The sequence below is a fragment of the Streptomyces sp. KR55 genome, assembly GCF_052245645.1.
Classification (GTDB): Bacteria; Actinomycetota; Actinomycetes; order Streptomycetales; family Streptomycetaceae; genus Streptomyces; species Streptomyces flavusporus.
On record NZ_JBQQCE010000744.1, the window covers coordinates 1 to 3,053 of the forward strand.

General features: G+C 71.3%; 1 protein-coding gene and 2 pseudogenes. 2 read left to right on the forward strand and 1 reads right to left on the reverse strand.

Annotated features, from left to right (window positions below; translation table 11 throughout):
• Positions 1–197, forward strand: a pseudogene (locus ACTWQJ_RS49345) (DUF3618 domain-containing protein); the annotation flags it as partial.
• A gap of 113 nt (positions 198–310) precedes the next feature.
• On the opposite strand, the gene ACTWQJ_RS49350 reads toward ACTWQJ_RS49345, so the two are convergent.
• Positions 311–2,137, reverse strand: a complete 1,827-nt coding sequence (locus tag ACTWQJ_RS49350) for an endonuclease/exonuclease/phosphatase family protein (protein ID WP_443312882.1) — start codon at positions 2,135–2,137, stop codon at positions 311–313.
• Positions 2,138–2,396: 259 nt separating this feature from the next.
• On the opposite strand from ACTWQJ_RS49350, the pseudogene ACTWQJ_RS49355 reads away from it, so the two are divergent.
• Positions 2,397–3,053, forward strand: a pseudogene (locus ACTWQJ_RS49355) (hypothetical protein); the annotation flags it as partial.

Below are 3,053 nucleotides of genomic sequence, written 5' to 3' on the forward strand. Positions count from 1 at the left end.
AGGCGGCGCAGGCCGGCAGCACGGTTCAGGGGCGGGCGACGCGGGCCGGTCACGCCGTCGAGCGTCGCGCGCCGCAGCCCGTGCGTACGGTCGTGCAGGCGGGGCTCCGGCATCCGCGGCCGCTGCTCGTCGCCGGGGCGGCCGTCGCGGTGGTCGTCGCGGCGGTGCTGCTGCGGCGACGGCAGGACGGGCGGTAGGGGCGCGCGCCCAGGCGCGACTTCGCACCGGACGCCGGCGCCAAGGCGGCCGAGACCGCCTGGCAGGGCTGGCTGAACGGAGTCTTCAGCCAGCCCTGAGCGCCCGGGACCGACTACGGGCGGAAGCGCAGCACCTGCGGATCGTGGTCGCTGATCTGGTCGTGGAACTCGGCGTTGATGTGCACGCTGTCGTACTCGAAGTCGCAGTCGCGCCGGATCGACGGGCTGATCAGGATCTGGTCCAGGACCTGGCTGTTGCCCTGGTAGACATACGAGTAACGCTCGCTCCTGGGCAGCGACTTGACCGCCGACCACAGCTCGCCGTCGCCCTCGAGGATCTCGGTGGTGCCGGAGAACTCGAAGTCGTTGATGTCGCCGAGCGTGACGACGTCCGCGCTCTTCTGCGTGTCCAGGATCTCCTTGACGAACGCGTTCACCGCGGTCGCCTGGAGGTGCCGCTGGGTCTCCGAGCTGCGTGTCGGCGGCTGGTACTGCGCGGTCAGACCCTGGTCGCCGCCCTTGGAGTTGAAGTGGTTGGCGATCACGAACACCGTCTCGCCGCGGAAGACGAACTCGCCGGCCAGCGGCTTGCGGCTGTTCGCCCACGCGGTGTACGCCGGGTCGATCCGGCCGGGGGAGGCGGTCAGCTGCGCCTTGCCGCGCACCTTGGTGACACCGACGGCGGTCGTCGCGTCGCCGCCCGCACGGTCGGTGAAGGACACCCGCTCCGGGTTGAACAGGAACACCTGGCGGATGTTGCCGCCCGGCTCGCCGCCGTCGGCGAGGTCGACCGGGTCGACGGAGCGCCACTCGTAGGCCGGGCCGCCCGCCGCGACGATCGCGTCGATCAGCTTGGTCATCGTCTGGTCGGCGGCGACCGTGCCGTCGTTCCGGGCGCCGTTGTTGTCCTGGATCTCCTCCAGGGACACGATGTCGGGTGACTGGAGGTTGTTCACGATCGCGGCGGCGTGCTCCTCGAACGTGGCGTCCGTCGGGTCCAGGTTCTCGACGTTGTAGGTGGCCACCGCAAGCTCGCCGCGCCGCTGCTTGCGGGTCGTCTCGCGCTCCGGGCCGCCCTGCTTCAGCGCGCCGATCTCGTTGGCGACGAGCGTGTAGCCGCCGAACTGGTTGTAGTCCAGCGGGCCGGTCGTAGTGCCGGTGAGGGCGTCGCCGACGTTCGAGTCCGGGAAGTCGGCGGCCTTGCCGAGGGACTGGATCTGGAGGCGGCCGGTGTTCTGCGAGGTGTACGAGCCGTAGACGGTGCCCCCGTGGCGGCTGGCGTTCTCCCGCGGCTTCACCGTGACCCACAGCTCGGTGTACGGGTCGGTGGCGCCGACCACACGGGTGTCGGCGACCTGGACGTTCATGCCCTCCAGGGACTCGTAGAAGTCCAGGGCGTACTGCGCCGGCCGCAGGGTGAGACCGTTGATCGAACCGTTCGCGGCGGTGTCGCCGGCCGGGGCGTACCGGGCGGGTACGGAGCGGGCGTCGACGACCGTCGGTGCCGGGACGGCGTTGCCGCCGGAAACGACCGTCACCGTCGGCCGGGTGATCTCCGTGAGGGACTGGTTGCCGGAGGAGGTGCCGCCCGGGACGTACTCCGAGACCGTGCCCGAGACCGTCACCGAGTCGCCGACGGCGACCTTCGGGGTCGAGCCGGTGAAGACGAAGATGCCCTCGCTGGTGGCCGCGTCGTCGTCCGGGGTCGGGTCCTGGATCCAGAAGCCTCTCGACGACCCGTAGGTCCGCACACCGGTGACGATTCCGGCCACGTCCGTGACCTGCTGACCGGCGTACGGGGATATTCGGGTGCTGCCCTGGATGTCACGGATGCGCACGCTGTCCGCGTGCGCGGGCGAGGTGAGGACGACGACGGATGCCGCGGAGCAGACGGCGGCGACGGTGAGCGCGGCAAGGCGCGCGGAAGACTTGCTCGGCAACGGGATCCCTCCGGGGACATACGTGGGCGCCAGGACGAGGGTGGAGCATGTACAGGCATGGCGACGCGCGTAGAAACAGTGAACGGAGTGAACAGTTGTCCTCTCGGTTTCTACGCGCGTCAATTTCCAGCCTGCGCGGGCCAGTTGTCAAGGTTTCGGCCATGTACGGGGCCTGGCGAGGAGATGAACCGGGCGGCATCGGTGGAAATCCGTCTAGGCTGAGCGGCTGAGCCGTATGTCGCCCTAGGAGAACCTCCCGATGTCTGACAGCGCCCCCCTGCCGCCGGTCCGGCCGACCTCCGAAGCGGAGCTGGCGCGTGACGCGCTGTCCACGCCGCTGCTGTCCCGGGCCGCTCGGCTCGCCCGCTGGGCCGGGCCGGAGACCCGCGTGGACGCCGGAGGCGGGCTGGTCGACGAGCAGCTGCCGGCCGCGGCCGAGGCGCTGGGGCTGAGCGGGGACGACGCCGCGGCGCTGGCCAGCGAGGCCTGGCGGGTGGCCGTGGACACCGGGCTCGTCGAGGTCGTCGACGAGGCGGCCGGCACGGTCGTGGCGGGCGCGGAGCTGGCCCTGCTCACCGGCGGTTCGCCGCACGACGTGCTCGGCGTGTGGCTGGCCGCCCTGGAGACGGTGCTCGCCGACGCGAGCGTGCCCGACCTCGACGATCTGGTCGACGCCATGGACGAGGGCGGCCGGGTCGACTTCTCCTCGCTGGACTGGGACCCGCAGGCGGAGGCCGAGTTCCTCGACGAGGTGCTCGGCTACCTCTACCTGGTGTCCGTCAGCGAGGACGGGCCGGGGCCGGCACCCGTGCCGCTGCCCGCGCTCGCCGCGTCGGTGATCGTCCCCGGCGACCTGGCGGAGCCCACGAACGCCATGCTGGAGCAGGTGTCCGACGCGATGATGCGGCTGGACGAC